General features: G+C 61.0%; 24 protein-coding genes. 3 read left to right on the top strand and 21 right to left on the bottom strand.

Annotated features, from left to right (window positions below; all coding sequences use genetic code 11):
• Positions 1-10 precede the first annotated feature (10 nt).
• The 21 genes from PMW70_RS06275 to idi form a co-directional block, all read right to left on the bottom strand.
• Positions 11-205 (bottom strand): ATP synthase subunit c family protein, encoded by a 195-nt coding sequence (locus PMW70_RS06275; RefSeq protein WP_022094262.1) that lies wholly within the window; start codon positions 203-205, stop codon positions 11-13.
• Positions 206-329: 124 nt separating this feature from the next.
• Positions 330-1,133: a F0F1 ATP synthase subunit A gene (atpB, locus tag PMW70_RS06270; RefSeq protein WP_271744237.1), complete on the bottom strand. Its 804-nt coding sequence runs from the start codon at positions 1,131-1,133 to the stop codon at positions 330-332.
• A 3-nt stretch (positions 1,134-1,136) separates the two neighbouring features.
• The gene (locus tag PMW70_RS06265) at positions 1,137-1,448 is read right to left on the bottom strand and encodes a hypothetical protein (protein WP_271744236.1); all 312 of its coding nucleotides are present in this window, start codon (positions 1,446-1,448) and stop codon (positions 1,137-1,139) included.
• Between the two features lie 280 nt (positions 1,449-1,728).
• Complete coding sequence (gene upp, locus PMW70_RS06260; protein WP_040359658.1) at positions 1,729-2,376, bottom strand: uracil phosphoribosyltransferase; 648 nt, start codon at positions 2,374-2,376, stop codon at positions 1,729-1,731.
• A gap of 123 nt (positions 2,377-2,499) precedes the next feature.
• Entirely contained in the window at positions 2,500-4,041 is a 1,542-nt protein-coding gene (gene glpK / locus PMW70_RS06255; RefSeq protein WP_089573103.1) for a glycerol kinase GlpK, read from the bottom strand.
• Positions 4,042-4,054: 13 nt separating this feature from the next.
• Complete coding sequence (locus tag PMW70_RS06250) at positions 4,055-4,798, bottom strand: L-threonylcarbamoyladenylate synthase (protein ID WP_089573104.1); 744 nt, start codon at positions 4,796-4,798, stop codon at positions 4,055-4,057.
• A gap of 134 nt (positions 4,799-4,932) precedes the next feature.
• Complete coding sequence (locus tag PMW70_RS06245; RefSeq protein ID WP_128620077.1) at positions 4,933-5,424, bottom strand: type II toxin-antitoxin system HicB family antitoxin; 492 nt, start codon at positions 5,422-5,424, stop codon at positions 4,933-4,935.
• Positions 5,391-5,576, bottom strand: a complete 186-nt coding sequence (locus PMW70_RS09760; RefSeq protein WP_089573106.1) for a type II toxin-antitoxin system HicA family toxin — start codon at positions 5,574-5,576, stop codon at positions 5,391-5,393. The genes PMW70_RS06245 and PMW70_RS09760 overlap by 34 nt, the downstream gene beginning before the upstream one ends.
• A gap of 68 nt (positions 5,577-5,644) precedes the next feature.
• Positions 5,645-6,919, bottom strand: a complete 1,275-nt coding sequence (locus tag PMW70_RS06240) for a N5-glutamine methyltransferase family protein (RefSeq protein ID WP_117635551.1) — start codon at positions 6,917-6,919, stop codon at positions 5,645-5,647.
• 589 nt (positions 6,920-7,508) lie between these two features.
• Positions 7,509-8,576, bottom strand: coding sequence for a peptide chain release factor 1 (gene prfA, locus PMW70_RS06235; RefSeq protein ID WP_055252487.1), 1,068 nt, complete (start codon positions 8,574-8,576; stop codon positions 7,509-7,511).
• A gap of 291 nt (positions 8,577-8,867) precedes the next feature.
• Positions 8,868-10,283: a M20/M25/M40 family metallo-hydrolase gene (locus PMW70_RS06230; protein ID WP_271744235.1), complete on the bottom strand. Its 1,416-nt coding sequence runs from the start codon at positions 10,281-10,283 to the stop codon at positions 8,868-8,870.
• 72 nt (positions 10,284-10,355) lie between these two features.
• Complete coding sequence (locus PMW70_RS06225) at positions 10,356-11,141, bottom strand: amino acid ABC transporter ATP-binding protein (protein ID WP_271744234.1); 786 nt, start codon at positions 11,139-11,141, stop codon at positions 10,356-10,358.
• 22 nt (positions 11,142-11,163) lie between these two features.
• Positions 11,164-12,312 (bottom strand): amino acid ABC transporter permease, encoded by a 1,149-nt coding sequence (locus PMW70_RS06220; protein ID WP_117786763.1) that lies wholly within the window; start codon positions 12,310-12,312, stop codon positions 11,164-11,166.
• A gap of 9 nt (positions 12,313-12,321) precedes the next feature.
• Entirely contained in the window at positions 12,322-13,248 is a 927-nt protein-coding gene (locus tag PMW70_RS06215; RefSeq protein ID WP_271744233.1) for a transporter substrate-binding domain-containing protein, read from the bottom strand.
• Between the two features lie 255 nt (positions 13,249-13,503).
• A complete protein-coding gene (locus tag PMW70_RS06210) occupies positions 13,504-14,397 on the bottom strand; it encodes an aldose 1-epimerase family protein (RefSeq protein WP_271744232.1) in 894 nt (297 codons plus the stop codon).
• A 79-nt stretch (positions 14,398-14,476) separates the two neighbouring features.
• A complete protein-coding gene (locus tag PMW70_RS06205; protein ID WP_271744231.1) occupies positions 14,477-15,346 on the bottom strand; it encodes a hypothetical protein in 870 nt (289 codons plus the stop codon).
• Between the two features lie 195 nt (positions 15,347-15,541).
• Positions 15,542-16,411: a MerR family transcriptional regulator gene (locus tag PMW70_RS06200; RefSeq protein WP_271744230.1), complete on the bottom strand. Its 870-nt coding sequence runs from the start codon at positions 16,409-16,411 to the stop codon at positions 15,542-15,544.
• A 91-nt stretch (positions 16,412-16,502) separates the two neighbouring features.
• Positions 16,503-17,081, bottom strand: a complete 579-nt coding sequence (locus PMW70_RS06195; protein ID WP_271744229.1) for a UbiX family flavin prenyltransferase — start codon at positions 17,079-17,081, stop codon at positions 16,503-16,505.
• Positions 17,082-17,118: 37 nt separating this feature from the next.
• Positions 17,119-18,606: a UbiD family decarboxylase gene (locus PMW70_RS06190; protein WP_271744228.1), complete on the bottom strand. Its 1,488-nt coding sequence runs from the start codon at positions 18,604-18,606 to the stop codon at positions 17,119-17,121.
• A 142-nt stretch (positions 18,607-18,748) separates the two neighbouring features.
• On the bottom strand, positions 18,749-20,206 hold the full coding sequence (locus PMW70_RS06185; RefSeq protein ID WP_271744227.1) for an SLC13 family permease: 1,458 nt from the start codon (positions 20,204-20,206) through the stop codon (positions 18,749-18,751).
• 242 nt (positions 20,207-20,448) lie between these two features.
• On the bottom strand, positions 20,449-21,390 hold the full coding sequence (gene idi, locus PMW70_RS06180) for an isopentenyl-diphosphate Delta-isomerase (RefSeq protein WP_271744226.1): 942 nt from the start codon (positions 21,388-21,390) through the stop codon (positions 20,449-20,451).
• Between the two features lie 167 nt (positions 21,391-21,557).
• Here idi and PMW70_RS06175 point away from each other — a divergent pair, with 167 nt between their 5' ends.
• The 3 genes from PMW70_RS06175 to PMW70_RS06165 all read left to right on the top strand — a co-directional run bounded on the left by PMW70_RS06175 (position 21,558) and on the right by PMW70_RS06165 (position 23,562).
• Entirely contained in the window at positions 21,558-22,793 is a 1,236-nt protein-coding gene (locus PMW70_RS06175) for an MFS transporter (RefSeq protein WP_271744225.1), read from the top strand.
• Between the two features lie 212 nt (positions 22,794-23,005).
• Complete coding sequence (locus tag PMW70_RS06170; protein WP_271744224.1) at positions 23,006-23,269, top strand: type II toxin-antitoxin system RelB/DinJ family antitoxin; 264 nt, start codon at positions 23,006-23,008, stop codon at positions 23,267-23,269.
• 2 nt (positions 23,270-23,271) lie between these two features.
• Positions 23,272-23,562 (top strand): type II toxin-antitoxin system RelE/ParE family toxin, encoded by a 291-nt coding sequence (locus PMW70_RS06165; protein ID WP_271744223.1) that lies wholly within the window; start codon positions 23,272-23,274, stop codon positions 23,560-23,562.
• Positions 23,563-23,701 lie beyond the last annotated feature (139 nt).

Genomic DNA, 23,701 nt, shown 5'->3' with positions numbered 1-23,701 from the left:
ACGCTCCGTGCTATTTAACGATCAGCGCGACAACGAAGCCGATCAGAGCCAGAGCCTCGCCGAAGGCGGAGCCCATAATGAAGACGGTGAACACGCGGCCCTGGACCTCAGGCTGACGGGCCATAGCACCCGTAGCACCCAGAGCAGACAGGCCGATAGCAAGACCAGCGCCGATAACACCGAGACCGTAACCGATAACTCCCACGATTCCTCCTTTGTCGTGCGTGTCTTATTTCACGCAGGATAACCTTTTTATAACTGCCGGGCTCCATGGGTACGGGCACCGGCGGTTTAACGAATTACCTTACCTTTAAGGCGCGAACGGAAGACTACTCCTCCTCCGCGACCTCCTCTGCCTCGGAGACATACACGGCGGTAAGGACCGTGAAGACGTAAGCCTGGATGGCGCCGACCACAAGCTCGATCGCATAGATCAGGATGAGGATGGCAAGCCAGGCCAGCGAAGGCAGGGCGCCAACGGCGTGGGCCGCGGAAACCTGCTGAAGCAGCGGCCGCATGAACATGCTCGCCATGATGGCGAACGAGCCCATGACCACGTGTCCTGCGAACATGTTGCAGAACAGACGGACGGCGAGCGTGATGAGGCGCAGGAAGGTCGAGAAAAGCTCGACGACCCACACGAGCACGTTCATCGGGAAGCTCACGCCCTGCGGGGCGAGGCTCTTGATGTAGCCGATCACGCCGTGAGCCTTGCATCCGTAGTAGATGAAGTACACGAAGGCGAAAATGGCGAGTGCGGCGGTGGAGCCGATTGCGCCGGTGCCGGGCTTCATTCCCGGGATCAGGCCGATCATGTTATTGATCAGGATGAACAGGAAAAGCGAGCACAGGAACGGGAAGTGCTTCTTCCAGTTCTCACCCACGACACCCTTGCCGATATCGTTCTCGACGTACTCGATGATGTACTCGAAACCGTTGACGAAGAAGCCCTTGGGAACCAGGGTCTGCTTCTTCTTGAACACGGCCAGGACGATCAGGAGCACGATCGTGGAGACGATCAGCCAAAACGAGTACTGCGTGATGCCGCAGCTCAGATCGCCCACGACAGGGGTGGAGCTGAACTCGCTGACCAGATGATTAATCTCATCAGGCAGCTTTTCAAAAATTTCCACGACTTACCTTTCGACCTCATGAGGATCTCGCAGCGCCTTGGCGACGCGAACCGTCCAGGCGGCCATAAAGGCCACGAAGCCGATCGCCTCGCCCAGGAGGAACATACGAAATGCCTCTCCGAACAACGCAAACACAACCAAGGTAAAGACAAGCAACGCGATCGCCGAGACCGCGAGACTCACCATGCCCCTGAGCATGTCCGCATTCTGTTTATCGTCAAGAACCGGCTTGAGCGTAAAGACAAAGGGAAGGAAGGCAATTGCGCCCGCGATGGCGCCTGCAACGATAGCGAGCAGATCGGCTATCTGAAACACTGGCGTCCTCACTTTCCTTTTTAACGCTTCACAGAACAGTTCCCGCCAAACATTGGTGACTATTGTACGAGCCAATCGCTAAAGTACAACCGAAAAAGCATCGGTTAATACGCACCTGTTCGTTTTCTTAAGACCTTCTTTATGCCGCAGGTACGGTAATACGTTTTTCTCGAACCCTGCAGGGCAAAACGTCCGTTAACAGGAGTGCGCGCGGTCGCCTTTTGTTCGTCCGCGCGCACCGTTTCTTCGTATTTGCAGCCGCGGCCGTTTAGCCCAGCGACTAGAGCGTGCCGTAGATGCGGTCGCCGGCGTCGCCGAGGCCGGGAACGATGTAGGCAGCCTCGTTGAGATGGTCGTCGATGGCGCAGGTATAGATATGCACATCTGGGTCCTTCTCGGTCAGCGACTTGAGGCCCTCGGGGGCCGCGACGATGCACAGCATGCGGATGTCCTTGACACCGCGCTCGCGCAGGTAGCTGATGGCCATCTCGGCCGAACCGCCCGTGGCAAGCATGGGGTCGACGACCAGGCAGATGCGCTGGTCGATATCCTTGGGCATCTTGCAGTAATACTCGTGCGGCTCGTGGGTGACCTCGTCGCGCTCCATGCCGATGTGACCCACGCGAGCGGAGGGCACCAGGTCGAGGATGCCGTCGACCATGCCAAGGCCCGCACGCAGGATGGGCACGATGGCGAGTTTCTTGCCGGCAAGCTGTTTGAACGTGGCGGTAGTGATGGGGGTCTCGACCTCGACGTCTTCCATAGGCAGGTCGCGCATGGCCTCGTAGCCGTCAAAAAGCGCGAGTTCGCGCACGAGCTGGCGGAACTGGTTGGTGCCGGTGTTTTTGTCGCGCAGGATCGACAGCTTGTGCTGGACGAGCGGGTGATCGACAAGCGTCACACGGGACGCATCGTAGGTGACGGTCATGGATTGATTGCCCCTTTCGTTGCGGCCGCAAAACGGCCTTGCTGACAAGGCGCGCAGCAATGTTGCCGCCGCACGCCATGCATTAGTTTAGCGGTTTGTTGTATCGAGCAGCCCATCGCAGCCCTACTGTGAGGTGCTGAGCGAGCGCCTGACTGCATCACGCCAGCCCGCAAGGTTTTGCTCGCGGCGCTCGGCGGACATGTGGGGAAGGAAGGTCCTAACGATCTGGGCATTTTGCTCCAGCTCTTCCAGGTCTTCCCAATAGCCGACGGCAAGACCCGCCAAGTACGCGGCACCGATTGCCGTGGTCTCCACCGTCTCGCATTGCAGCACGGGGATATCCAGCAGGTCGGCCTGGAATTGCATGATGAACTCGTTGCGCGAGGCACCGCCATCGACAGACAGGCGCTCAATCGAAAGCCCCACGTCCTGCTCCATGGCGCGCAGCACGTCGTAGCTCTGATATGCCATGGATTCGCAGGCGGCACGTACGATGGTCGCACGGCTCGAGGCGCCGGTCAGACCGCACACGATACCGCGAGCATGCGGGTCCCACCAGGGAGCACCCAAACCCGCAAAGGCGGGAACGAAGTAGCAGCCCTCGTTGTCGCTAATCGAAGCAGCGAGTTGTGCCGACTCGCTCACGCTCGAGATGATGCCCATGTTGTTGCGAAGCCAGTTCATCGTTGAGCCGGCGGCAAAAATAGAGCCCTCGAGCGCATAGCTGACTTTGCCGTCCGCAGCGATACCGATGGTGGAGACCAGGCCATTCTTGGATTCGACGATCTCGTCGCCGGTGTTCATGAGCATAAAGCAACCCGTGCCATAGGTGTTTTTGGTCTGGCCGGGACGGAAACAGCAGTGGCCGAACAGCGACGCCTGTTGGTCACCCGCCACGCCCATGATGGGCGGCATGTTGGTCATGATGTCGCTCGCGACGCGGCCGTAGTCGCCCGAGCTCCAGCGAACCTCGGGCATCATGGAACGTGGAACGTCAAAGAGTGCCAGCAGGTCGTCGTCCCAATCGAGCGTATGGATATTAAAGAGTGCCGTGCGGCTGGCATTGGTGTAGTCGGTGGCAAAGACCTGGCCGCCGGTGAGGTTGTAGATGAGCCAGGTGTCGATGGTGCCAAACATGAGGTCGCCCGCCGCCGCGCTTTCGCGTGCGCCGTCGACGTTGTCGAGAATCCACTGCACCTTGGAGGCCGAGAAATACGGGTCGAGCGTGAGTCCCGTGCGGGAGCGCACCAGCCCTTCTGCGCCCTGCTCGACAAGCTCGTCGATCAGAGGTGCGGTACGGCGGCACTGCCATACGATAGCGTTATAGATCGGCTGACCGCTCACGCGATCCCAGACCACCGTGGTCTCGCGCTGGTTGGAGATGCCGATGGCGGCAATGCGGTCGGAGTGGATACCGCTCTTAAACTGGACTTCCATCATGACGGCGATCTGGCTAGCAAGGACCGCCATGGGGTCTTGCTCCACCCAGCCGGGACGCGGAAAGCTGGTTTTGACGCTGCGACGTGCCTGCGCGACGATGCAGCCGTACTCGTCGACGATGGTCGCAAGTACCGAGGTGGTGCCGCAGTCGAGCGCCATGATGTAGGAACCGCCAAAGTCAAACGAGGCATCTTCCATGCCCAGGCTGCCCAGATTCAACGACATCGCTTAAACCTTTCTATTGCATCGGGTCGGACAGGACCCGTTCGATCTCTGATGCGGGAAGTGCGCCTTGGCGCAGGATCTGGAGCTCGCCGTGCTGAAACGACACGATGGTCGAGGCGTCGCGACACGGGGTCTCACCGGCGTCGACGGCAACATCGACCCCCTCCAGGATGCGACCCTCCACCGTGATAAAACTTGCCGGCGCGGGCGCGCCATGCGTGTTGGCGCTGGTGCAGGCAAGGGGGCTGCCACAGGCGCGAATGAGCGCCTGCACCACGGGCGAGGCCGAAGCGCGAAGTGCCACCGTGTCGTCGGCAGCGCGCATAAAGGTCGGCACGCAGGGAGCTGCCTTGACCACGATAGTCAGGGCTCCCGGCCAGCATCGTCGCGCGAGTATGCGGGCATCTTCCGGGATATCCACGCCATAGCGGTCGAGTGCTTCGACGCCATCGACCAGCCAAGCGACGGTTTGCGTGAGTTCACGTTGCTTGAGAGTGAAGATACGGCGATAGCCGGTGCCGAGCGCAGGAACTGCGGCGCCATTGACGGCAGCCTGCGGATCGCGCGGCCACGATGGGAATTCGCTTGTATCTTGGGGCACGGCGTCCGAGAAGGCGTTGACTGCCACGGCGACACCGTAGACGGTCTCGGTCGGGATCAAAGCCAGGCCGCCGCGGCCGAGCACCTCGGCCGTGCGCTCGACGGCAAGCCGATGCGGCTCGCGCGTTCCCTCGTATACCCGATAGACCGTCTGCATGTGTATGCCAGCCCCTTACGCTCTGGTGCAAGTTTGTTTACTGTGGGGCATTCTCGCACGAAACGTTCAACCTATTTGCCCAGAGCGCATGTTGGTTTGGTGAGCGGCTCTAGTAGTCGGTGAAAGTGAGGGGGTTATTGGACTGCGACGAACTTCTTTGGCCTGCCGGCGTGACGTTCTTGGGCGGCGTAACGCTCGATGCTGTCTATCGTTATCATCCGACGGCCGTCGACGAGTTCAACATCGAGCTTTCCGGCTTTGACCAGCGCGGTAATCCGCGGAGCGGAGACTTTGAGGTCCAGCGCTGCGTCTTTAAATGTTCGGCACGCCGCTTCCCGAGCGTCCTCGTGGTCGATTTCGACTGAAAGGGCCACGACCTCGGCCGAGCGTTCGTACCCTGCCGGAGTCAAACCGTTGTTGAGGTCGTCGGCCAAAAACGCCATCAGTGCCTCGGTGGCATGGGCAATCGCTTCTTCGCGCGTATCGCCATCGGCAAAGGCGCCGGGAATCTGCGGGAAGCTAGCGCAGTAACCATCGTCTTCTTTTATGAGAACGCAGTCATAGGTAAATCGCTGCCTCATTTTGCCTCCAACTACCATCCAGCTTGGCGACGAATACTTGCCCACGTGCCCTTCTTTGGTCGATCACCACCAGAGCCGTTCACGGTGACAACGCGGTCACCAGAAACATACTTAGCATGACTACCGACTTGCGCGACCTTCACGAATCCATCGTGCTTGAGTAGGGCAATGATTTCCCGAAAGGTAGGAGGTTGCATGGGCCGACCTCTTTCAGCCGTCCTAATTATAAACTACTTTATAATTTTTGCTAACCAGTTAATAAATATTACTGGCGTTGCTTGGGCTCGGTGACGATGGCTCGGACAATGCGGGGGCGATCGGTGAGGTCGTGGACGATACGCACGTCCGAAAGGCCTGCTTGACGACAGAGCTCGGCCGCGGCGTCGAGCGCGCCCTCGTAGAGCTCGCAGGCAAACAGGCCGCCGGCACGCAGCATGTAGGGCGCCGCGTTGAGCAGGCGGCGGAAGATATCGAGGCCGTCGGCGCCGCCCTCGAGCGCCAGATCGGGCTCAAAGTCCTTGACCTCATGCGGCAGCGAGCGCATGACGTCGGTCGGGATGTAAGGTGGGTTGGAGACGAGCACATCAAAGGTGCCCCACTCTTCGCGGGGAATGGAACTCACCAGGTTTGTGAGGCTGAAGGCGACCTCGTCGGACGTGAGGCCAAGCGCATCACGGTTTTTGGTGGCCAGATCGATGGCGCGCGGCTCGATATCGGTAGCAGTGCAGGTAACGTGGCCGCGGCGCTCCCAGGCAAGGGAGAGCGAAATGCAGCCCGTGCCGCAGCCGACCTCGAGAACGCGGGCAGTGCGGGGCTCGGCTGGGGCAGATACGTTGGCCTCGGCGGCATCTTGCGCGGGAGTCGCCTGTTGGTCGTTGTCCTCAATGGCGATGCCGTATTCGTCGAGCTCGGGCTCGGGGGTTTCCATGGCCTCTGCTTCTGCCGCTTCGGCTTCTGCCGCCTGCGCGGCGGCTTCCTCGGCCTCGCGATCGGCCAGTTCCTCGGCATAAGCGCGACTGCCCAGCACATCGCCGCCTAGCGCCGCCTCGTCGGCAGCTGTGAGGTTGGCGGCACGGCGCTCGGCCGTCGCTCGCTCGTCGGCCAATGCGGCCTCGGCCTTGCGTGCCTCCTCGACCTCATCGTTCCAAGGCAGCTCAACACGCTGACGGGCAGCGGCCTCGGGGCTCAGTACCTCGGCATCCAGATAATTGAGGACTTCCTCGACGAGCATCTCGGTCTCGGGGCGCGGAATGAGCACACCGGGGGCGCACGCGACGTCGATCATGCGAAACTGCGTGCTGCCCGTGATGTATTGCAGCGGCTCGCCCTTAGCGCGGCGGACAACGGCCGCATGCATGGTCTCGAGCTGGGCCGCGTTAAGCGTCTCGTCCATACGCATATATAGGTCAATGCGCGCCAGGCCCGTGGCGGCGCACAGCAGCCACTCGGCAGAAAGACGGGGGTGCTCCTCGCCGCGCTCGGCCAGGTACTCCTTGGTCCACTCGAGACAACGCTTGATGGTCCAAATCTCGTTTGCCATGGGGCCCTCCCCTCTTAAGCGCCGGACGGCGCGCGAATGTCGGAGCAGATTGTAAGCGAGGCCAGCGCTTGGCAAGGGGCGATTAAAGGCGATTATCGAGAATCAGCCCAGAATTTTGCACCGAGCTCGCTCAAAGTGTTCATTCGCTGACGTCTAAATCTGCATCCGTCAAGTTTTTGGCAAGGTTGCCCCAAAACTGACCAATATCTAACCAAGAACTTGCCAAATCACTTGACGCGCGACCCATCAAAAATCGCCCCGCGACTTCTTGGACAATTTTTCGAGCAATATTTTCGATAGCAGATATATGCCGTCAATTACCTTAAGCAGGTAAGCAGCTCAAATGACATCACAGCCGACTGAATAAAATATCAATGCAATGTCACCAATGACTCCCTACGGATCATTTGACAACCAAGGAAACGCCAATGTTTTGGCAATGTCAGCGAGCGACGTCCAGAGCGAACAAGTTGGCATGAAAAAGGCAAGGCATAGACCTTCTGGTCATGCCTTGCCTTTTGAATGACAAATTGTCGCTCTGGACGGCGCGCAGCGTCGGCTGGTCCGCCGTTCGGTAGAACGGCGGAACTTAGACTGCTTGTGCCAGCTTCTCGGCTCGCTCGGCGGCGGCGAGCGCCTCGATGACCGTGCCGAGCTGATCGCCTAGAAGGACGCCGTTGTAGGTGGAGTTGAAACCGATGCGGTGATCGGTCACGCGGTCCTGGGGCTGGTTGTAGGTGCGGATCTTCTCGGAACGGTTGCCGTGGCCGATCTGGCTCTGGCGCTCGGCACCAAGCTCTGCCTGCTGCTTCTCGAGTTCCATCTCGTACAGACGGGCGCGCAGCATCTGCATGCAGACCTCGCGATTCTGAATCTGGGAGCGCTGCTCCTGCGACTGCACCACGGTGTTGGTGGGCAGGTGGGTGATGCGCACGGCGGAGTAGGTGGTGTTAACGCACTGACCGCCAGGGCCCGAAGCGCAGTAAGTGTCGATGCGCAGGTCAGACTGGTTGATCTGGACGTCGATCTCCTCGGCCTCGGGAAGCACGGCGACGGTTGCCGTGGAGGTCTGGATACGGCCCTGGGACTCGGTCTTGGGAACGCGCTGGACGCGGTGCACGCCGGACTCGAACTTCATGACGGAGTAGACGCGGTCGCCCTCGACCTTGAACTCGATGGACTTAAAGCCGCCGGCCTCGCTGGGGCTGGAGTCGAGCACGGTGGTCTTCCAGCCGCGCGACTCGCAGAAGCGCTGATACATCTTGTACAGATCGCCGGCAAAGATAGCCGCCTCGTCGCCACCGGCGGCGGAGCGAATCTCGACGATGGTGTTCTTGTCGTCGTTGGGGTCGCTCGGGATGAGCATGTACTTAATGTCTTCCTCGAGCTGGGGAAGCTTGGCCTCGTTTTCGGAGATGTCCATCTGGAGCATCTCCTTCTCATCGGCATCGGTCGTATCGTGGAGCATTTCCTTGGCAGCCTCGATGTCATCGAGCGCGCCGATGTACTCGCGCGAGGCGGCAATGAGGTCGGACTGGTGCGCGTACTCCTTGTTGAGACGCGTGAACTCCTTGATATCGGAGGCGACGGCCGGGTCGGAAAGCTTCTTCTCGAGCTCCTCGTAGGCCTTGATAATCTTTTCGAGCTTGTCGCGCATGGCGGGACTCCTTTATATGCGTGAAGGTGAAAATCGGCAGAGCTGATGGGGCGCACGGCGCCACTGCGGGGGTAAGCCCGGCTAGAACATGTCGATCTTCAGATACATGCGCATCCCTTCGCGTATGGGGTACATAGTTGCGGTCTAACCCATACATGATAGCGTGCGCAGGCAAACCTGCATATAACCCGCACGGAATGAGTGGACGTAGCCGTTGGGGACGTTCCTTAACGGCTAGTCGTTTAAGAACGTCCCCAACGGCTAACAAAGGAAGCGTCGCTTTGTCACATTCTAGAGCGTTTGAAGCAGGGCGATGAGGAAGCGAACACCCTGGAGGTAGGCGCGGCGGGTGATGCGCTCGTTGGTGCCGTGGACGCCGCGGTCGCACTCGTCGTCGTCGACCACAAACGCCGAAAAACGAATGCATTCGGAGCAAATGTGCTGGTAGTTGGCAGCGTCGGTCGCGCCGATCACGGTCGAGGGGACAATCGCCAACGGCTCGGATGATCCGTTTTCCTCCGTCCCCTTTGGATCGCGGAAATAGCGGGCGGCGATGGAGCGAACCGCCTCGAGGCCGGGGCCACCGATGCGCGGGGACGGCGAGGGCTCGGAGCTGCCGGGGCCCAGCTCCACTTCGACACGACCGGCAAGGTCCGCCCCGGCAACCGCCTCACGGCAGCGCGCCACAACGTCGGCCACGCTCGTGCCCTCGAGCATGCGGAAGTTAATGTTGGCCCACATATCCTGCGGCATCACGTTAGCACCGGTGCTACCGCCCTCGATTTGGGTCGGTGCACAGGTGGTGGTCACGAGCGGATAGAGCTTCTTGCTGGCGAGGCAATCGCGGACAATGGCGCCCCCGTTGGCGGCAATCTCATCCGCCGTGTAGAGCCCCAGCTCGACAAGCTGCGCGGCAAGCAGATCGGTCACGCGCGTCGGCCACTCGATATCGCAGATTGCGGCGATGGCACGGCTGAGCACCTCGAGCGACGTGCCGCCGTAGGGGTTAGACGAATGCCCGCCCTCGCTACGCGTCCTCAACACGATATCGGCGTAGCCCTTTTCGGCCAGGTCGGCATGCATAAGCCAGCCCTCGCCCGCGCCGTACTCGGCAGCCGAAACGATACGGTAGTCACCCTCGTCGATCAGAAACTCGAGCTCAACACCGCGCTCCTCGAGCACGCGGCCGATGGCGCCTGCGCCGTACTGCGTCGTCTCCTCGTCCTGACCAAAGGCCAGGAGCAGCATGCGCTCGTGCTGCCAACCGTGCGCCAGCGCATACTCAACCGCCTCGAGAATGCCTGCGACCTGATCCTTCATGTCGATAGCGCCGCGACCCCAAATGTAGGTGTCGTCCACCTGTCCGCTAAAGGGGGCGTGCGTCCAGTCGGCCTCGGTACCCGGCACCACGGGGACCACGTCCATGTGGCCCATGAGCATGACGGGTTTGAGGGCGGAGTCGGAACCGCCAAGCGTCACCAACAGCGAATGGCCGACAAGCTCGACCTCGCCCGCCGCAAATACGTGCGGCCAGGCCTGCTGCATATACGCGCGCAGGTCGTCGAAGGGCTGCCAATCCACCGCCTCGGCATCCATGCTCGAAATGGTCGGAAACGACAGCACGCGGCCCAAGTGCTCGCACGCGCCGGCCTCGTCTATATCGGCAAAATCGTCCTCATGCGCAAAGAAGCGCCAAACCTCGGCCATGACATCCTTTCGATTGTGACGACAAAGGCCGCCCCACGGGAGCGGCCTTGCAACGTAAGCGTTTGCGGTCGGTTATTTGTCCTCGAGATAGCGAGAGAGGAACTCACGAGTGCGCTGGTGTTTGGGGTTGCCGAAGAGCTCGGCCGGCGCGGCATCCTCGAGCACCACGCCCTTGTCCATAAAGACCACGCGGTCGGACACCGTGCGGGCAAAGGCCATCTCGTGCGTGACGACGACCATGGTCATGCCGTCGGCGGCGAGCTTGCGCATGACCTCGAGCACCTCGCCCACGATCTCGGGGTCGAGCGCGGAGGTCGGCTCGTCGAACAGCATGATCTGCGGATTCATACATAGGGCACGAGCGATGGCCACGCGCTGTTTTTGACCACCGGACAGGCGACCAACGGCGGCGTGCGCGAACTTTTCGAGTCCCACGCTCGTCAGATGCTCCATCGCGACCTTCTCGGCCTCGGCCTTGCTCTTCTTTTTGAGCGTGACGGGCGCGAGCGTGCAGTTGTCGAGCACGTCCATGTTGTTGAACAGGTTGAAGCCCTGGAACACCATGCCGATGTCCTCGCGCAGTTTATTGATATTGCAGCGCTCGGCAGTAAGGTCCTGACCGTGGAACCAGATATGGCCCGCGTCCGGGGTCTCGAGCAGGTTAAGGCAGCGCAGAAACGTCGACTTGCCCGAGCCCGAGGCGCCGATGATGGTGACGACCTCGCCGGGATTGACGGACAAGTCGATGCCCTTGAGTACCTCGAGTGAGCCAAAGCTCTTGCGCAGGCCCTCGACGCGGATAAGCGGCTCTTGGTTTTGCACGGCTGCCGCAGTGCCGGTAGTGGCGGTATCTGCCATGATGATTCTCCTCGTCTTAAGCCTAGTTAGAGCTGGGCAGCGTGGCAGGAGCCTCGGCGCCGAGCTTTTTGCCAAAGGCCTCGAGCAGGCGGCTCGCCACGAGCGTCAGAATCAGATAGACCACGAGCGCCACGCAGTAGACCTCCATCTGGCGGTAGTACACGCCGGCGACGGTGGTGGTGGCGTACATGAGGTCGAACACGCCGATGACCGAGAGCACCGACGAGTCCTTGATGTTGATGATGAGCTCGTTGGTGAGCGCCGGGATCGCGTTTTTAATACCCTGAGGGAACACGACCTTGCGCATAGCCTGCCACTGCGACAGGCCCAGCGAGCGCGCTGCCTCGGCCTGGCCGGGATCGATGGACTCGATGCCGCCGCGCAGGACCTCCATCATGTAGGCGGTAGAGTTGAGCGAGATGGTGACGAGGCCGGCGGTGAAGGTACTCCAGATCTGGTTGGCCTGGGCGGTCTCGAAGCCCATGCCGCGCAGAACGGTAAAGCCCGCGTAATAGATGAGCAGGCCCTGGACCATCATGGGCGTGCCGCGCACGACGGTGGAATAGACGGTCGCAAAGCCTCGGCCAATGCTCTTAAAGAAGCGCACCAGGTCGTTGTCGACGCGATCGAAGGTCTGGGTGCGCAAGAACACAAAGAGCAGCGCCAAGAAGAAGGCGATGACCGTGCCGAAGGTGGCAAGCGCGATGGTGATCTCGATACCGCGGATAAAGAAGTCGCCGCTCTTGTAGGTCATGTAGACCAAGCTCGACAGAAAGTCGCTGGGATTGGAGTCCGAGACAATGCTCACCTGCACCAGGTCGACAAACGACATGACGCAGCGGTCGATAAAGAAGATCGCCGCGATGGCAACCACGACATAGCTGCCCAGGCGCGCGCCGCGACGGAAACGCTCGGATGCAAACGGCGACGTTTCGCGATAGTCGCTCCAGTGCATAACCTTGGTGACGAGCGCTGCCGCCGACACGACGATCCAGGCCCAAAGAATCGCCCAAAGGCAATCCTGGAAGATGCCGGTGGGCGCCAAAAAGCTCAGCGGCGTGGGGTTGCGCTGGCTAAATGCCAAGCCGAGCGCCGCGATAACGCTCGTGCCCAGGTACACATAACGGTGGTCGGCCTTGATAAAGGAGGCCAGACGATTGATGCCTTTCATGCTGCCTCCCTATGCCGGCTGACGGTCGAGGCACGCGTCCCACATCTGGTCGCGCTCCTCCTGGCTGATGCCCTTGAGTGTCTTGTCGATGAGCTTAAGCAGTTTGTCCGATCCCTTGCGGCAACCGACATTCGCCGTGACCTCCTGCTTAAAGCCCTCGCCCTCGGCAAAGTGGATGGGGACGATACCGGGATTTTGGGCCATATAGCCCTTTTCGTTCTCCGTGTTGTAGGTCACGGCGTCGCACGTGCCCTGCAGCAGATTCGAGAACACCGTGGGGACCGAATCGACCGGGTTCTTGTGCACAACGCCCGGAATCTCGTCGATGACGGTATCGAGCATGGTGTCCTTTTGGCCGAGCACCGTGGCACCGCTGAAGTCGCTGAGCTTGGTGGCGTTTTGGTAGGGCGAGCCCTCTTTTACGAACAGGCCAAAGTAGCCAATGAAGTACGGGTCGGAAAAGCCGACGGACTCCTCGCGCTCGGGCGTGGCGCTCATGCCGGCGATGATGAGGTCAATCTGGCCGTTGTTGAGCGAGTCGATAAGGCCCGAGAAGCTCTGCTTGACGGCAACGGGCTCGCCGCCGAGAGCCTTGCAGACGATCTTGGCGATCTGCACGTCGTAGCCATCGGCATAGGCGCCCTGCACGTTGTCGATGGGGATCGTGAACTCGCTGGCCTCGGAAACCTGCCAGTTGTACGGGGCGTAGGCCGCCTCCATGCCGATGCGGATCTTATCCTTGCCGATAACGGAATCGGACAGGTCATCGCGACCGCCGCCCGTCGTGGGCTGAACTACTTCCAGCGTGGAGGGACACTGGCAGCCGGCAAGTGCGCCGGCGACGACAGAAGCGCTCGCAGCGAGAGCGCTACCCAAAAAGATGCGACGGCTGCATACCGGCTGTGGATGCGCGTCGCGCTGTTGTCGAGATTGCATCTGGTGCCTTCCCAATTTCGTTTTGCTGACAATAAGACAGGATATACGCCCGCGACCAGCAGCGCGGCATGTGCGCGAAAAATTAATAGACACACGAGGACGATTGGCGCAAAGCAGCCTGCCCCATGTACCACTTGGCATGAAAAAGGCAAGGCATAGACCTTCTGGTCATGCCTTGCCTTTTGAATGACAAATTGTCGCTCTGGGTGGCGCGCAGCGTCGACCGGTCCGTCGTTCGTTAGAACGGCGGAACCTCTAGAGCAGGGTGACGCTAAAGGAACGGATGTCGGTAGCGCCCGGTGCCAACGTGATGGTGTTGACCTTGTGCTCAAAGACATCGTCCTCGGTGTCCATGGTGGTGTGGCCGGTCCAGGGCTCGAGCGCCACAAACGGAGCGTCGTTGGCGGCAGACCACACGCCGATGTACTTAAAGCCCTCAAAGTCGATCTTGACGCCGTGGCCCGACTTGCGGCCGCGCAGCGTGAGCGTGGAGCCCGAAGTATCGGTGAACATGATGGCATCGTTATCGAAGCTGCGGTGCGTGATGGGCAGCACGTCCGAGTTATCGGGAGCCTTGTAGCTACCCTCGAACGTCATGAGACCGTCGGGCGTGATGATGGGAGCCTCGTTCGTCCAGGCCTCGGTAAACGCCAGCTCGTAATCCTCGAATACCTCGTCCTCGGCACCGGGGGCGGGCACGTTAAATGCGGGGTGGCCGCCCACCGAGAACGGCAGGTCCACGTCGCCGGTGTTCGTAACGGCAAAGGTCTGGGTAAGCGTGGCGTCGCCGGTCAGGGCATAGGTCATGTTGAGCTTAAAGTGAAACGGAAAGGCCTTGAGCGACTCGGGCGTATCGGTGATCTCGTACGTTACCGAGGAGCCGTCCTCCGAAACCTCGACCAGCTTGTGCTCGACGATGCGCGCGAGTCCGTGGCGCGGCATCTCGCAGGTGCCGGCCGCAGACGTTGCCGTGTTGTTGCGCAGCGAGCCCACAATGGGGAACAGGATGGGCGCATGCTTGCCCCAAAAGGTGGGATCGCCCTGCCACAGATACTCGTTGCCGTTGAGGGCAAGGCTCGTGAGCTGGGCACCCATGGAATCGATGGCCGCGGTGAGGCCGCCGCGCTTGATGGTAGTGACGGTGGACATGCTACTTCCTCCAATAGTAAACAACGGTGTCGAGGGCTATTGTCCCACTCTTGGCGGCGGGGTTGAGCGACAGGTGCAGTTATTGAGCAATAGCGTAAAGGTCAAACCCGCCCTGCGGCGTGCTATCGACCGTATCGGGCGCCTGTGAATTAAAACTCACCGGAACCATGCGCTTTGAGGCACGGTAACGCGTGCCGTCGGTGACGACGGGCGGCTCATCGACCGTGAGCTCGTAGTCGCCGGGCTTGAGCTCGATGCCGTCACCTTCGGAATTGACGTATTGGTACTCGTCGATCGCTTGCCCCTTGAGCGTGCGACCCACGATATGGACGAGCATCTGGCTGTCGCCGCGCGCGGTGTCCCACGTCGCGCCGTCCTTGACCTCGACCGATACATGCACCGAGCGCGTGCGGCTGAGCGATTGTTCGACGGACATCTCGACCTTGGCGGCGTCTTTTCGTTGTTGTTCAACATGGCTCCAGACGTTTCCAATTACCGAGCATGCGATAACGCCGGCCATGAAGGCGATAAGGATGGGGCCAAGCGGAGAGCGACGTCCCGCATCTTCCTCGCGAGCCAGGTCGGGGCGACGTGTGGGCGCGGGTGCTTGGGCACCCTGCGAGGGCACGTCGAGAATGCTGAAGGATGCCGTACTGCCGGGGTCGATGTTATGGCGCGGCTGCGGGGTCTTGGCCGGCGAGATGGACATGTCCGCCGGCTCACCGAGTGTGGCCGTAGCGTCAGCCTTGGCCTCGTCTGCCTCGGCTTGGGCCCAAACCTGCTCAAAGGTCAGGGGCTCGGCGGCATCGGAGGCGGCTTCAGGCTCGACAGCGGCATCGCTGCCGGTCCCGTCCTCGTCGCTCGACACGTCACACGGCGCGGGCTCGTCCCACTCCTCGTCCGGAGCCTCGCCCTCGCTATACCACCATTCAAAGTTATCGATATCCATACGGGGCGCCCCTTAAGCCTCGCAAATAAACACTTGCCAGCCTTATACCCCCAGATGGCACGGGAGCTCGCCGGCACAGACAGGAAAAGCGTCACAACATTCGACGCTTTTCCTCGTTTTCGAGATTTTCATCAAATGTTGTGACGGTTTGGGCAGCAGCCACACCACGAATGTGACAAAGGGACTGTCCCTTTGTCACATCTGGAGGGTAACAGGGATTTGGATGCAGCAAAAGTCCTCTTGGTGGGACTCGTCGTAGCTCGTGGTATCGAGGTAGCAAAAGTCGAAAGCGTTGCCAACGGGCTGGAGCGCGTGCTCGTCCATGCAGGCCACGACGGCGCGGATGCCCTCGGGCTCGTACGGCATGCCCCAGCGGCTCATGCACAGATACGTGCCCTCGGGCAGTACTTCGATGCCGGTTTCTGCCAGCTCGGCGGGATCGCTCGGCAGCAGCTCCTCGACACCGCGCGGTAGCACGGCAAAGGAGCCGGCGCCGGCGATAGGGTCGTCGGAATGCAGCGCCTCACGACGCAGCATGGCACCCCAGCCGCGCATGGGACGCGTGCCCGTCAACGTACGCATGCGCAGGATGGCCCGCATGAGCGTGGGGTGAAGCATCGAGCGGCCGCGCTCGATATCGCCCGGAAACTCCTCAAAGACCACGTAGCGGCGCTCGAACTGCTTGAGCTCCGGCTTGCCCTCGCGCTCGCGCCAGTAAACCGCCTCGTCGTAAAAGCTCAGACGCTCCTGCACGCTCGCGCGCTCGGATTTGAGCCCGGCAATCTGCTCATCGAGCGCCTGCACCCGCGAGCGCAGGTGATCGGTCATCTCGCTAATGTCGAACGTCGAGGTCAGACGGTCGATCTCGTCGAGTTCGAGCCCCAGGTCACGCAGCATACAGATCAGACGCATGAGCGGGATCTGCGTGGGCGAATAGAAACGGTAGCCCTTTTCGTTCACCACGGCGGGCTTAAACAGACCGATCTTGTCGTAGTAAATGAGCGTTTGGCGCGAAACATTGAACAAGCTCGCCATCTCGCTAATCGCATACATGCCCGTCTGCATAGATCCTCCCGACACATCCTTTGACGCGAAAAGCCCGCCGCCCACAGGGGCAGCGGGCTCAAACACTCCTCGTATCCTACCCTAAAGACGCCTATGACCAGCGCTTATAGTTTGCACATGACACGCCGACGGCCTCGAGCGCCTTGGCGGCGATGTGATGCACCGCGTCATCGAGCGTGGCGGGGCCGTTGTAAAACGTGAGCATGGGCGGCATGAGCATGATGCCGGGCACGCGCGCCAGGCGCGCCATGTTATCGACGTGAATGGCGCTGAAGGGCGTCTCGCGCACCATGAGCACCAGGCGGCGCTGCTCTTTCATCTGCACGTCGGCCGCGCGCAACAACAGGTTTTCGCTGTAGCCGCTCGCAATGCCGGCGAGCGTCTTCATGGAGCAGGGTGCCACGATCATGCCATCGACCGGATAGGTGCCGCTTGCGATGGCGGCGCCGATATTCTTGTTGTCGTAGACCACATCGGCATGCGTGGCATACTCGTCGAGCGTCATGCCGAGCTCCTGCTCGATGGTGATCTCTCCCCCGCGCGTGACGACAAGCGCCGACTCGGCACCTGCCTGACGCAGACATTTGAGGCACTCAAGGCCCAGCGCGGCACCGCTGGCGCCCGAAACGCCAACGACGATGCGACGGGGACGGACAGAAGACTCAGGCATGACAACTCCTTACTTAGTTACTCGGTAGGGCTACTTACTAGAAGGCGAGCTCTGCGGCCCATTTGTCCTTGTCGATCTCCATGAACTGCGAGCGGATGAAGTTCTTCTTGAGGTCGAACGGGACCGTGCAGTCGAAGATGGCCTTGCAGGCGATGCCGTGCTCGCGGATGCTCGGGTCGAACGCGGGGTCGTTGGACGGGTCGAGCACGTGGCAGTGGCAGCCGGGAATGGTGATGAGGTCCACGTCGGCCTGGAAGCGCGTGGTCATGGCCCACATCACGTCGCTCATGTCGAAGATGTCGACATCCTCGTCGACCAGGATCACGTGCTTGAGCTCGGAGAATGCCGAGAAGGCGAGCATGGCGGCATTGCGCTGGCGGCCCTCGTCATTTTTGCTCGACTTTTTGAACTGCATGATGGCAACGAACTTGCCGCCGCCGCAGGGAGCCGCGTGGACGTTGAGCAGGCGGCCCGGGATAGCGGTCTCGACCATCTTGTAGATGGAAGCCTCGGTGGGGATGCCGGCCATGGACACGTGCTCGTGCGAAGGGCCGATGCAGCTCTCCATGATGGGGTTGGTACGCGTGGTGACGGCGGTGATCTTGATCACCGGGCAAACCTTGGCGCCACCGGTGTAGCCGGGGAACTCGGGCATGGCGTAGCCGTGGCCGTTGACGTCCTCGTTGATGGTCTCGTCGTGCATGAGGTAGCCCTCGAGCACGTACTCGGCATTGGCAATGCACTTCTGCGGAACGGTGACGCAGTCGGCAAGCTCGACAGCGTGGCCGCGCAGGGCGCCGGCAATTTGCAGCTCGTTGAAGCCGAGCGGTGTGGTGGGAGCCTCAAAACCGCAGCACATGTACACGGCGGGGTCCAAACCGATGGAGATGGAGATGGGCATGTCTTCGCCGCGCTGGCAGTACTCGTCAAAGAACGCGCCCAGGTGACGGCTGCCGGGGGTAATCCACATGGCAAGCTTATCCTTGTCGACGCAGGAGAAGCGGTGGATGGTCACGTCGGACTGGGAGCCGTCGGGGCTCGTGCCGTAGGCGAGGCCCATGGTGATGTAGGGGCCGCCATCGACGGGCGTGTTGGTGGGAGCGGGAACGATCTTGCGCAGGTCAAAGCCCTCGTCGGTCGCCTTGTACACGACCTCCTGACAGTCGACGTGCGCACCCTCGGCGATCTGCTCGGGCGCGATCAGGTTCTCGAAGCGCTTGCCGATCTCGAGGCCCAGGTGCTCCTCGTCCAGGTCGAGCAGGGCGGCAACGCGCTTGCGGCTGGCAAGCATGCCGATGCAGACCTTGGCATCGTCAAAGCCCTTGACGTTGTTGAAGACCATCGCCGGACCCTCTTTGGTCGGGCGCATAACGGTACCGCCGGCGCCGACGTGACGGTAGACGCCCGAGACCTCGGCATCGGGATCGACCTGAGTGTCGGTCTCGAGCAGCTGGCCCGGCATCTCGCGCAAAAAGTCGAGCGCGGAGCGCAGGTCGTGGATCTGGGAAGCATCGGTAGTGGACATAGCATGCTCCTTTCGGGAGAGTGCCCGGCGGCGAGGATGCCGCCGGGCTTGGTAACGTAATGGGGCCGCAGCGCTCATAGATGGGGCGCTCGGGCACTCGCAGTTCAAGCACTCGGCTAATTACAGCCAAGCACTCGACTGCTTACATCAGGCCAAAGAGGTGGAACCAGGCGGCCTCGACCAGCACGACGATAAAGACGACCGCGGTGAGGGGAATACCCATGCGCATGGCCTCTTTGGAGGTGTAGCCGCCGGCGTCCTTGCCCTCGCCGATAAGGATCGGCAGGTTGTGGAACGGCAGGATGTAGTGGATGTTGATGGACGTGAAGACGATGAGCGCCACGGCAAGCGGGCTTACGCTGGAGCCGGCCGCGAAGCTGATGAACGCCGGCACGCACACACCGAGCACGGCCATGACCGAGCCCATGAACATGTGGATGATCATGGAGAGCGCGGCGACGAGCAGGGCGAACAGGAAGATGTTCTCGGGCACGGAGCTGGGAAGCACGACGTCGGCGATCCAGGCGTTCATGCCGGTGGCGCCGCCCACGGAACCCACGGCCATGGCGGCCGTCAGGAACATGAGGGACTTGATGTCGACAGCGTTCCAGCTGGCAGGAGTGAGAACCTCGCCGATGATGGGCATGGCGAGCGCGACACCGATGGCAAGCGTCACCCAGCCGATGTAATCGCCCGAGACGGTAAGCCACAGCGCGATGGCGATGACAAGCCACACGATGGTGCGGATCTCCTTGACGGAGAGCTTGCCGAGCGCGGCCTGCTTGGCCACGATCTGCTCGCGATCGTAAACGAGCTCCTTGCTGGGCTTAAAGAGGAAGAGGCCCAGGAACAGGGTGCACAGCAGCGCGACCAGCATAGGCACGCTCATGTACAGGAACCAGTCGACGAAGGACGGGCTCATGCCGCCGGCCTCGGCGCTGTACTGCGCGACGAGCGGGTTGAGTGTGGAGTCGCCCGTCAGGAAGAACATGGAGCCCGGGGCAGCAGCGGCAAACACGAGGAAGCCGAGCTTACCCTTGTCGTCGTCACCGTAGCCGGCGGACTCGGCGATGACCGAGACGACGGCGAGGATGAGGAAGGCGCGGGGGAACGGATGCGGGATCAGCAGCGACAGCACAAAGGTGAGCGCGAAGATCGAGATGATGAGCGACTTGGCGTCGCGCACGAACTTGAGCATAAACGCATAGGCGATGCGCTCGCCCAGGCCCGACTCCTTGACCGCGCTGGCGATGAGGTAGGCGCCGATGACGAGCCACATAGTGGCTTTGGTCCACGAGCTAAACGTGGAGGCGACCGTCGCCGAGATGCTCGCGGCGCCCGTGTCGTCCACGCACACCTTGAATAGAACGAGCAGCGCGCAATAGAGCAGGCCCACAAAGCCAGGCTGCGCCACACCGCATGCCCAGAACACCACCGTGGCGAGCGTCAGTGCCAGACAGGTCTGACCGCCGACCGTGAGCTCGACCGTCGAGCTCAGCTCCGCCAAAGGAAGAAACTTCACCAGCAAAAAGACAACGATACCCAGCACAAAGCCAATTTCGCGCTTGGTGATCTTAAACGCCTTCTTTTCCGCTTCCATCTCCCCACCTTTCTTGTTGGGGGCGCTCCGGATTCGCGGCCACGTTGCCACTTAAAAAGGGGCGCCCGTTATCGGACACCCCTTACGTTGCGCTGTGTTGTGGCAATACAGTCAAGCGGGTTTTTTGGATGAGGAGCGATCCTCTGGACAAAAAGCGTCACAACATTCGACGCTTTTCCTCGTTTTCGAGATTTTCATCAAATGTTGTGACGGTTTGGATGTGGCAAAGGGACTGTCTTTTTTCACATAGCGAGGGCTGCGCGGATGGAGGGGACCTCCAGAGCCTCGCGGAGCCAGGGGGCCAGCTGCTCGGGGTGACCCTGCAGGTAGCCTTTAAGCTCGGACGGGGCCACGCGGCGCACTTCCGAGATCTCCTCTTGGTTGATATGCAGCTCGCCCGGCTCAACATGGGCTACGAACACCTCGCACCATTCGCACTCGCAGCGGCCGTCGCCGTGGTCCTCGCGGTACACCACGTGTCCGAGGTGCTTGAGCTGATCGGGCTCGCGCGTGATGCCAAGCTCTTCGTTGATGCGACGTGCCGTGGCGGCCGCGACGTCTTCCCCGGGGAGCGGATGGCCGGCACAGCTATCGGCCAGCACCCCGCCCCACAGGTGTTTGAGCGGACTGCGACGACAGAGCAGCAGGCGCGCGTCTTCGCCCTGGCCCTCGACCAGAAGCGTCAGAAATGCCTGATGCAGGATACCCTCGCCGGTATGGGCCTCGATGCGGTCGACGGGGCCAAGCGCCTCGCCGGTCGCGGCATCGACCGCCACGACCTCGGCGCCTGCGCCGCCCTCATCCCAGCCGGCGCGCAGAATGCGGGCTGCGGCCTCCTCGAGCGCGGCGATGAGTTCCTTGGTGGTATCGAGCATGCGCCGCAAGTCGTCCGCGGTCGCGTTCTCCACATGAAAACCCGTGCTTGCAACTACCGGCACGCCAAAGCGCGTGGCCAGCGCCGCCGCAATATCGTGCGCCGGGATCTCGTCTCGATGGCACGGAACGGCCAGGATGCTCACCGTCGCCGTACGGCCGGGCTCGGGGCGAGGAATGGCCTGCGCCGTGGCGCCCAGGTGCGCGAACTCCGGCGAGCAGGCGTAGACCGCCATGCCTCGCGGCGTCACCGTCAGCTGGGCCTCGAGCGTAAACTTGCCCTCGCCCACTGCAACCTTTGTCGTGTGCATACCCATGGGATCTCCTGTCGCCCGCGATGTACCTGAGACCATCTTCACCTGTATTGCGACTATACAGGCAAGCGCAACCTGCGACAAAGGAGGCAGGCACCTGACACATTCTGTTAGAGTTGCAGGGATTGAATCCCGCTCATTCATGCGACATTGGAGTGACAACCTTGACCGCCGCAACCACGTCTAAAAGTAAGTCAACCGCCGCTGCGCTCTCCCCCGCGCGCACCAAGCTCTGCCTGGCGCTGCTCGTGCTGTTGGGATTCTCGCTCGGCTGCTCGGAGTTCGTGGTCATCGGCATCGAAAGCGACTTGGCAACGGAACTCGGCGTATCACTTGCCACTGCGGGCCAGCTCATCAGCGTGTTCGCGCTCGTCTACGCTATCGCCACACCGGTGCTTGCGCTCAGCACGGGACGCTTCCGCCGCTACCAGCTGCTCGTGTGCTACAGCATCGTCTTTGTGCTCGGCAACCTGGTCATGGCGTTGGCGCCCAACTTCCAGGTACTGTTTATCTCGCGCATTGTCCTGGGCTCTGTCTCGGGTGCGCTGCTCGCCGTGGGTGTGACGTACATCCCAGAGCTGCTGTCCCCGCAGCAAACTTCGCTTGCCATCTCGGTGGTATATGGTGCGTTTTCCGTGGCGATGGTCTTTGTCACTTCGATCGGCAAGTTTGTGGCCGACACGCTCGATTGGCACGTGGCCATGTACGGCACGCTGACCTTTGCCGTTCTAATCTGCGGAGCGCTCGTGGCGTTTATGCCGCGCGCCGGGCAGACCGATGAGCCCGCCACCTTCCGCGAGCAGGCGGGACTGCTGCGCGAGCCGAGCATCATCACCGGCATGCTCATCTTTTTGTTTGGCGTGGGCTCGGTCTATGTATTCTACGGCTACGTTACGCCTTATCTTGAGCAGGTGCTGGGTATGGGCACTGTTCAGGCGAGCACCACGCTTATGGCCTACGGCGTGTTCTGCCTGATCTCGAACATCCTGGGCGGATGGATCGACGCACGTTTTGGCATGAAGGCACTGCTTGTGACGTTTGTGCTGCAGGCTGCGGCGTTGCTCGGGCTGTTTGCCGTGGGCGGCACCATGCCGCTCGCGCTGGTCTTTGTCTTTAGCTTGGCGCTGCTCATGTACCTATTCTCAGTCTCGTGCATCACACACTTTATGGACGTGGCACGCAGCCGCCATCCCAAGTCGATGGTACTCGCAAGTTCGGTTGAGCCCATGGCGTTTAACGTCGGCATCTCGTTTGGTACCGCAGTGGGCGGAGCCGTGGTAAGCAGCATTGGCATTGCGTACGTGGGTGCCGTGGGCGCCGCGTTCTCGCTTGTCGCCTGGGCGCTTACGCTGGTGACGATTAAGTTGGCTCGCTGGGAGCGCAGGCAGGCGAGGGGATAGGAGCCCTTCCTCATGTGGCAAAGGGACAGTCCCTTTGCCACACTCCTTCGCAATATCTCCAGACCATATTTCGCGTATTCGAAGTACACGAAATTGTCGAGTAAAACGATCGGACGTTAGTTTCTCGTTCATGCCCTCTCCTTGCCCCTGTATTCTTTGAAATATATGTCGTAGGACGTTATTATGTAATTGTCTTACGAAAGGAGATAGCCATGAGTTCCGTTACCGTACGCGTCGACGAGCAGACCAAGCTCGACGCCTCCCGCATCGTCGAGGACTTTGGCTTCGACCTGTCTTCCGTCACCCGAGCTTTTTACCGCCAGATCGTGCGCGAGCGCCGCATACCCTTGAACCTAGCCTATCCGGAACCCAATGAGGAGAGCCTGCGAAGCATCCGCGAAGCCGATGAGATCCTCGCCAAAGGAGGCCATGGGTACAAGAACGCCGACGAGATGTTCACCGCGATGGGGCTCTAGCGATGCTGGAGATTCAGTTCACCTCGCAGTTCCAGAAGGATTCGAAGAGGCTGTCCAAGAAGCACTACGACCTTGACCTGCTCAAGGAGGTTATCGACCTCGTTGCGGAAGACACCGATGAATCCAGGGGCATTTTGAGGCAACGGCACAATATGCACATGCTCAAAGGGAACTGGTCCGGCAGCAATGAGTGCCACGTCGCCAATGCCGGCGACTGGCTTGTCATCTGGAGGACGGGCAACGGTCTTGCGGTCTTCCAAAGAACCGGCTCCCACGATGAGCTGTTTCGCTAAATGATTATTTATCGCTCAGAGCAACAGAGACGCCATCTCCACTCAGCGTTAATGCGTGTCTAATCGCACGTGCAGCAATTCGACGGAAAGGAGAGCGTCGAATTCGGCATGCTCGACCAGATCGCATGAGGAGATGAGG

Source organism: Collinsella aerofaciens (genome assembly GCF_028209625.1).
GTDB classification, from domain to species: domain Bacteria; phylum Actinomycetota; class Coriobacteriia; order Coriobacteriales; family Coriobacteriaceae; genus Collinsella; species Collinsella aerofaciens_AM.
Note: the sequence above shows the minus strand (reverse complement) of the source record. Positions and strands in the feature narration are given on the sequence as shown.

Excerpts from the sequence above, each read along its gene's own strand:
- upp (WP_040359658.1), bottom strand. The coding sequence starts at position 2,376 with ATGACCGTCACCTACGATGCGTCCCGTGTGACGCTTGTCGATCACCCG.
- glpK (WP_089573103.1), bottom strand. The coding sequence starts at position 4,041 with ATGTCGTTGAATCTGGGCAGCCTGGGCATGGAAGATGCCTCGTTTGAC.
- PMW70_RS06250 (WP_089573104.1), bottom strand. The coding sequence starts at position 4,798 with ATGCAGACGGTCTATCGGGTATACGAGGGAACGCGCGAGCCGCATCGG.
- PMW70_RS09760 (WP_089573106.1), bottom strand. The coding sequence starts at position 5,576 with ATGCAACCTCCTACCTTTCGGGAAATCATTGCCCTACTCAAGCACGAT.
- PMW70_RS06240 (WP_117635551.1), bottom strand. The coding sequence starts at position 6,919 with ATGGCAAACGAGATTTGGACCATCAAGCGTTGTCTCGAGTGGACCAAG.
- prfA (WP_055252487.1), bottom strand. The coding sequence starts at position 8,576 with ATGCGCGACAAGCTCGAAAAGATTATCAAGGCCTACGAGGAGCTCGAG.
- PMW70_RS06230 (WP_271744235.1), bottom strand. The coding sequence starts at position 10,283 with ATGGCCGAGGTTTGGCGCTTCTTTGCGCATGAGGACGATTTTGCCGAT.
- PMW70_RS06225 (WP_271744234.1), bottom strand. The coding sequence starts at position 11,141 with ATGGCAGATACCGCCACTACCGGCACTGCGGCAGCCGTGCAAAACCAA.
- PMW70_RS06220 (WP_117786763.1), bottom strand. The coding sequence starts at position 12,312 with ATGAAAGGCATCAATCGTCTGGCCTCCTTTATCAAGGCCGACCACCGT.
- PMW70_RS06215 (WP_271744233.1), bottom strand. The coding sequence starts at position 13,248 with ATGCAATCTCGACAACAGCGCGACGCGCATCCACAGCCGGTATGCAGC.
- PMW70_RS06210 (WP_271744232.1), bottom strand. The coding sequence starts at position 14,397 with ATGTCCACCGTCACTACCATCAAGCGCGGCGGCCTCACCGCGGCCATC.
- PMW70_RS06205 (WP_271744231.1), bottom strand. The coding sequence starts at position 15,346 with ATGGATATCGATAACTTTGAATGGTGGTATAGCGAGGGCGAGGCTCCG.
- PMW70_RS06200 (WP_271744230.1), bottom strand. The coding sequence starts at position 16,411 with ATGCAGACGGGCATGTATGCGATTAGCGAGATGGCGAGCTTGTTCAAT.
- PMW70_RS06195 (WP_271744229.1), bottom strand. The coding sequence starts at position 17,081 with ATGCCTGAGTCTTCTGTCCGTCCCCGTCGCATCGTCGTTGGCGTTTCG.
- PMW70_RS06190 (WP_271744228.1), bottom strand. The coding sequence starts at position 18,606 with ATGTCCACTACCGATGCTTCCCAGATCCACGACCTGCGCTCCGCGCTC.
- PMW70_RS06185 (WP_271744227.1), bottom strand. The coding sequence starts at position 20,206 with ATGGAAGCGGAAAAGAAGGCGTTTAAGATCACCAAGCGCGAAATTGGC.
- idi (WP_271744226.1), bottom strand. The coding sequence starts at position 21,390 with ATGCACACGACAAAGGTTGCAGTGGGCGAGGGCAAGTTTACGCTCGAG.
- PMW70_RS06170 (WP_271744224.1), top strand. The coding sequence starts at position 23,006 with ATGAGTTCCGTTACCGTACGCGTCGACGAGCAGACCAAGCTCGACGCC.
- PMW70_RS06165 (WP_271744223.1), top strand. The coding sequence starts at position 23,272 with ATGCTGGAGATTCAGTTCACCTCGCAGTTCCAGAAGGATTCGAAGAGG.